Source organism: Microcystis sp. M083S1, assembly GCF_020246405.1.
GTDB lineage: Bacteria > Cyanobacteriota > Cyanobacteriia > Cyanobacteriales > Microcystaceae > Microcystis > Microcystis aeruginosa_C.
In genome coordinates this window covers 1-5,493 of sequence record NZ_JADBTB010000161.1, presented here as the reverse complement: position 1 = coordinate 5,493, position 5,493 = coordinate 1, and the positions used below count along the sequence as shown (strand labels likewise).

Below are 5,493 nucleotides of genomic sequence, written 5' to 3'. Positions count from 1 at the left end.
GCTTCCACCACCGTCGCATACCACAGTTAAAAAACCATGTACTGTCTTACACAGAGTCCACAGACTTTCGCCCCATTTCAGAAGCCCGATTCCGTGTGTCCCACGGTACGTTGACCGCCTATAGCTTCTTGTACTTGTTGCACGCGACTTTTTACCCGGCCAAGCTTTTCTGGTCGGAACCCCCTAAGCCGAGTTTTCAAGGTGCTGCGCCGTCCACTTGGTTTTCGAGACTGGCTTTTTAATTCTAACGTAAAGCCGCCGTAGAACGGCGGGGTTTCAGACCCAAAATTTCCGATGAACAACTTCGGTGACAAGGTAAGTTTTATTTGGAGTATCGCGGATTTAATCCGCGACACCTTTAAGCGCGGCAAATATCAAGATGTCATCTTGCCTTTCACCGTGCTGCGTCGCCTCGACTGTGTGTTAGAGCCGACCAAAGAGGAGGTCTTAACAGCCTACCACCAGTACAAAGACAAGCTCGACAATCTCGACCCCCTCCTCTGCAAAAAATCAGGATTTGCCTTCTATAACAGTTGTCCCTACGACTTCGAGAAACTCCTCGATGATCCCAAACAGTTGGCCGCTAACCTCAAGCTCTACATCAACAGTTTTAGCGGCAATATGCGCGAGGTATTAGAGAAGTTCGACTTTGCCAACACCATCGACAAGCTGGAACAATCAGACCTGCTCTTTCTCGTCACCGAGCGGTTTAAGAACATCGATTTACACCCCGATAAGGTTTCTAACCTAGAGATGGGATACATCTTTGAGGAACTCATCCGCAAGTTTAACGAAGCTCTCGATGAAAATCCGGGGGAACACTTCACACCCCGGGAAGTGATTCAGTTAATGGTTAACCTCATCTTCTCCCCGGACAAAACACAGTTAAGCCAAGAATACATTACTCGCAGCGTTTACGATCCCTGCTGCGGTTCCGGGGGAATGCTGACCATTGCCAAGGATCGGATTTTGGAACTCAACCCCAAGGCCCAGGTTTTTCTCTTTGGCCAGGAAGTCAACCCGGAGACTTTTGCTGTGTGTAAATCCGACCTCTACATGAAAAGTGTGGACGGTAAGGACGCTGAAAATATCAAGTTTGGCAGCACCCTTTCCCAGGACCAGCACAGTGACAAAACCTTTGACTATCTCCTGGCCAATCCACCCTACGGCAAGGACTGGAAGCGAGATAAGGACGCGGTGGAGACAGAGGCACAAAAAGCGGGCAGCCGATTTTCAGCAGGAACACCCCGCATCAGTGACGGACAACTTCTTTTTCTACAGCACATGATTGCACGCATGAAGCCGGAGACCCAAGGAGGCAGCCGCGTGGCGATTGTTATGAACGGTTCGCCATTGTTTACCGGGGATGCGGGAAGTGGGGAGAGCGAGATCCGGCGCTGGATTTTGGAAAATGACTGGCTCGAAGCAATTATCGCTCTGCCGAATGACCTATTTTATAACACCGGCATTGCCACATATATCTGGGTATTGACCAACCACAAGGCTGCTGAGAGAAGAGGTAAGGTGCAGCTGATTAATGCCTCCGAGTTTTGGCTGCCGATGCGGAAGAGTCTTGGCAGCAAGCGCCGGGAGATTAGTTCCCAGCATATTCGGGAGATAACTGAAATTTTCCAGAGTTTTCAACCCTCGGAAGTGAGTAAGATTTTTGATAGGGAAGATTTCGGCTACCGCAAGATTACCGTAGAGCGTCCCTTGAGGCTCAATTTTCAGGCATCACCGGAGCGGATTGAGCGATTGAAAGAGCAGAGCGCGTTTGCTAGTCTGGCAGTAAGCAAGAAGAAAAGTGATGAAATGAAGGGGATCGAGGAACAGGCCGGCAAGGAACAACAAAGGCTGATTTTAGACATTCTTAATAGTTTTCCCGATACTTTATATCAGGATCGAGGGGAATTTGAGAAGGTGCTAAAGAAAGCGATGAAAACCGGGGGAATAACGGTCGCACCAGCAGTTTATAAGGCGATTCTTTCGGCTCTTTCTGAGCGGGACGAAACGGCTAATATTTGTCTGGATAAACAGGGTAATCCCGAACCGGATACGGATTTAAGAGATACGGAAAATGTACCACTTAAACAGGATATTAATGACTATTTCGATCGAGAAGTTCTTCCCCATGTAACCGATGCTTGGATTAGTGACACGGTGCGGGATATTAGGGACGGTGCGCTCGGAAAGGTGGGGTATGAGATTAATTTTAATCGCTATTTTTATAAGTATCAGCCACCGCGAACTTTAGAGGCAATTGAAGCTGATATTAAGGAAGTGGAAGGGGAGATTTTAGCCATGTTAACAAGTCTAGAGGAGAGAATTTGAGCATGACCCTACGAGAGAAGATGCGGGAGTATTTAGAAAATGGCTTACAATTAGGATGGTTAATCGATCCGAAAAGTAAAACCGTTGAGATTTATCGAGCTAATCAAGAGGTGGAAGTTTTGCACAATCCCACACATTTATCAGGTGAGAATATTCTAACTGATTTTGTTTTAGATTTGGACGATCCCCCCCACCCCCCTTCAAAAGGGGGGAGAAGCAAATAAAGTAAAAAAGAGGTGTCAAAATGCCAGTAATTAAATTACGCTCTCATATCGGCGAAGATGGGATGTTACATTTAGATATTATCCCTGAGTTTAAAGGTCAGGAAGTGGATGTAACAGTAACTGTTGAACCTATTACAGAGGAGAAAACCAAAACAAAGGAAACCTTATCTCAAGCAAGGGAAAGATTTGCTAAAGTGCGAGAACATTTTCAAGGAAGAAATTTTTTGGATAGCACAGAATTATTAAGAGAGGATAGACAAAGGTGACGAGTTTTGTTGTTGATGCTAATGTAGCTATCAAATGGGTGTTAACAGAAATTTATACAGATAACGGTTCTCGCTTATTAAGTCCCCAGTGATGAATATCTATCAGAAAACCTTGGTCATTCAAGATCCTAATCAGCTTGTTTTGTCTGATTTACCTTTTCAAAAAGGTCAGCAAGTGGAAGTAATGATTATTGCCAAAAATTATGACAGGGAAGCTCTAGCTAATAAGTTACGAGATTTCTTTAAAGAAGTCCAAGCTTTACACGCTGACAATCCTTTGACTGAAGAGGAAATTGAAGCTGAAATTGAGGATTATAGAAGAGGAAAATGAAGGTTGTAATCGATACTAATGTTGTTATTTCTGCCGCAATAGCTGACAGAAACCCAGAAAAAATAATTATCTTTGTAGTATCTAACCCAGATTTTTACTGGATAGTATCACCGGATATTTTAGCAGAATATAGAGAGGTTTTATCCCGAAAACGGTTAAAGCTAACTAATGAGCAGAAACAATACTGGTTGACTCTTACAAGTGCCGTTACTTTTGTCGTCGATATTAATTTAGAAATTGATTTCCCCAGAGATAGAAAAGATGCTAAGTTTTTAGCCTGTGCAATTATTAATAATGCTGATTACTTTATTACAGGAGATAAGGACTTTGATGAAGTTAAAAATCTAGGCCATACCAAGATTATTTCAGTTTCTCTTTTTCAGACAAAATATCAAATAAAATAGTAACCTAAGAGCTAGATTAATATGATGACAAAAAAATGGCAGCTTTATCCTACTTATAAGGATTCTGGAGTTGAATGGTTGGGTGCAATTCCAGAGCATTGGGAGATGGTCAAATTCTCTCACTTCATTGATTTTCAAGAGGGTCCTGGGATTATGGCTGATGATTTTAAAGATGAAGGTGTACCCCTACTACGAATTACAAATTTAAAACCTGGGTATGTTGACATTGAAGGGTGTAACTACTTGGCAATAGATAAAGTAGAGCAGAAGTGGAAGCACTTTAGACTTTTAGCAAATGATCTTCTAATTAGCTGTTCTGCGTCCACAGGATTGGTGTCTATTGTTGACCAGAAATCTGCTAACTCCATTGCATACACAGGCATTATACGCCTCAGACCTGCACGAAATAATATAGCAAGAGATTTCATTAGAGTTCTAGTAGGCTCTGATTTTTACTTTACACAGATTAATCAACTGAAAACTGGCACTACAATTCAACATTATGGTCCTGTTCATCTAAAACAAATCAAGATACCCATCCCCCCCCTTCCCGAACAACAAAAAATCGCCCAATTCCTAGACCGAGAAACTGGCAAAATTGATAAACTAATCACCAAGAAAGAGCGCTTAATCAAACTCCTTAAAGAGAAGCGCACCGCACTGATTAGCCATGCAGTCACCAAAGGACTTAACCCAGATGTTCCGATGAAGGATTCCGGGGTTGAATGGTTGGGTAAAATTCCAGAACATTGGAAGGTTACACTTGTGAAGCGTGTTAGCTCTATTTTTATACCACAAAGAAATAAACCTGAACTTAACACCTCTGAGGGGCTTCCCTGGGTTACGATGGAAGATATGATTAACAAAGAAGTTAATGGTTCTATTTCAGGTTATTTGGTTAACTATAAAGATGCTTTTATAGCAGGCTCGAAAGCAATACCAAAAAAATGTGTAATAGCTAGTTGTGTCGGAAATTTTGGAGTTGCCTCTGTTAATACACAGTCAGTAATTATTAATCAACAGCTACAAGCATACATCCCAGTAAACATTGATCCTTTTTTTCTTAGATATCTTGTTTCGGTTTCTAAATCATATTTTGAGCGAGTTTGTACTGTCACTACGATTGTTTATGTAAATCGGGAACAGTTTGGAGAATTACCAGTGTTACTTCCACCATCTGAAGAACAACAAAAAATCGCCCAATTCCTAGACCGAGAAACCAGCAAAATTGACAACCTAATCACCAAAACCCGCACCAGCATTGACCATCTCAAAGAATATCGCACCGCGTTAATTTCAGCCGCCGTTACTGGTAAAATAGACGTGAGGGAACATTAAAGCCATGCACATTATAAATCGCAAGCCTTTAAACGAATTTGCGGAGAGATACTAGGGTTGATTTATAGTAGGGTTGATTCATGAATCAACCCTACCCTTAGTCCCCTCTTGATCAGGGTGGTATCTGATAATTTTTAACGGCTACCTACTTAAGTAGGGCATAATATCAAATCCGTTGAGTAACGCACAGAAAACGGGTTTCTCGGAGAAACCCGTTTTCTACTCATGCACTCATGCAAAAAGGGGAATAAATAATCAGTCTTTAATAACCAGATTTAGTATAATACTGACAATGAGCAGTCTAAAGACTTGACATCCTCGCCGCCCTAAAAGTGCGGCGATTCCTAAACCTCACGATTTAAGTTTCTGCTTCCACCACCGTCGCATACCACAGTTAAAAAACCATGTACTGTCTTACACAGAGTTCACAGACTTTCGCCCCATTTCAGAAGCCCGATTCCGTGTGTCCCACGGTACGTTTCCAGCTAAACGCTTCTTGTATTTGTTGCTTAGACTTTTTACCCGGCCAAGCTTTTCTGGTCGGAACCCCCTAAGCCGAGTTTTCAAGGTGCTGCGCCGTCCACTTGGTTTTCGAGACT

The 5,493-nt window shown here is 42.6% G+C and carries 5 protein-coding genes and 1 pseudogene; all 6 read left to right on the top strand.

The features are described 5' to 3' along the window. The first annotated feature begins 294 nt into the window (after nt 1-294). The 6 genes and pseudogenes from IM450_RS15230 to IM450_RS15205 all read left to right on the top strand — a co-directional run bounded on the left by IM450_RS15230 (nt 295) and on the right by IM450_RS15205 (nt 4,894). Nucleotides 295-2,331 carry a type I restriction-modification system subunit M gene (locus IM450_RS15230; protein ID WP_287671504.1) on the top strand — a complete coding sequence of 679 codons (2,037 nt, stop codon included), beginning with the start codon at nt 295-297 and terminating at the stop codon, nt 2,329-2,331. Between the two features lie 5 nt (nt 2,332-2,336). Then, a pseudogene (locus tag IM450_RS15225) lies at nt 2,337-2,555 on the top strand (Uma2 family endonuclease); the annotation flags it as partial. Between the two features lie 20 nt (nt 2,556-2,575). Next, nucleotides 2,576-2,821, top strand: coding sequence for a hypothetical protein (locus tag IM450_RS15220; RefSeq protein WP_287671509.1), 246 nt, complete (start codon nt 2,576-2,578; stop codon nt 2,819-2,821). 112 nt (nt 2,822-2,933) lie between these two features. Continuing rightward, a complete protein-coding gene (locus IM450_RS15215; RefSeq protein WP_198285502.1) occupies nt 2,934-3,152 on the top strand; it encodes a hypothetical protein in 219 nt (72 codons plus the stop codon). Beyond that, on the top strand, nt 3,149-3,556 hold the full coding sequence (locus tag IM450_RS15210) for a putative toxin-antitoxin system toxin component, PIN family (RefSeq protein WP_004268207.1): 408 nt from the start codon (nt 3,149-3,151) through the stop codon (nt 3,554-3,556). The genes IM450_RS15215 and IM450_RS15210 overlap by 4 nt, the downstream gene beginning before the upstream one ends. 21 nt (nt 3,557-3,577) lie before the next feature. After that, on the top strand, nt 3,578-4,894 hold the full coding sequence (locus IM450_RS15205) for a restriction endonuclease subunit S (RefSeq protein ID WP_287671517.1): 1,317 nt from the start codon (nt 3,578-3,580) through the stop codon (nt 4,892-4,894). Nucleotides 4,895-5,493 lie beyond the last annotated feature (599 nt).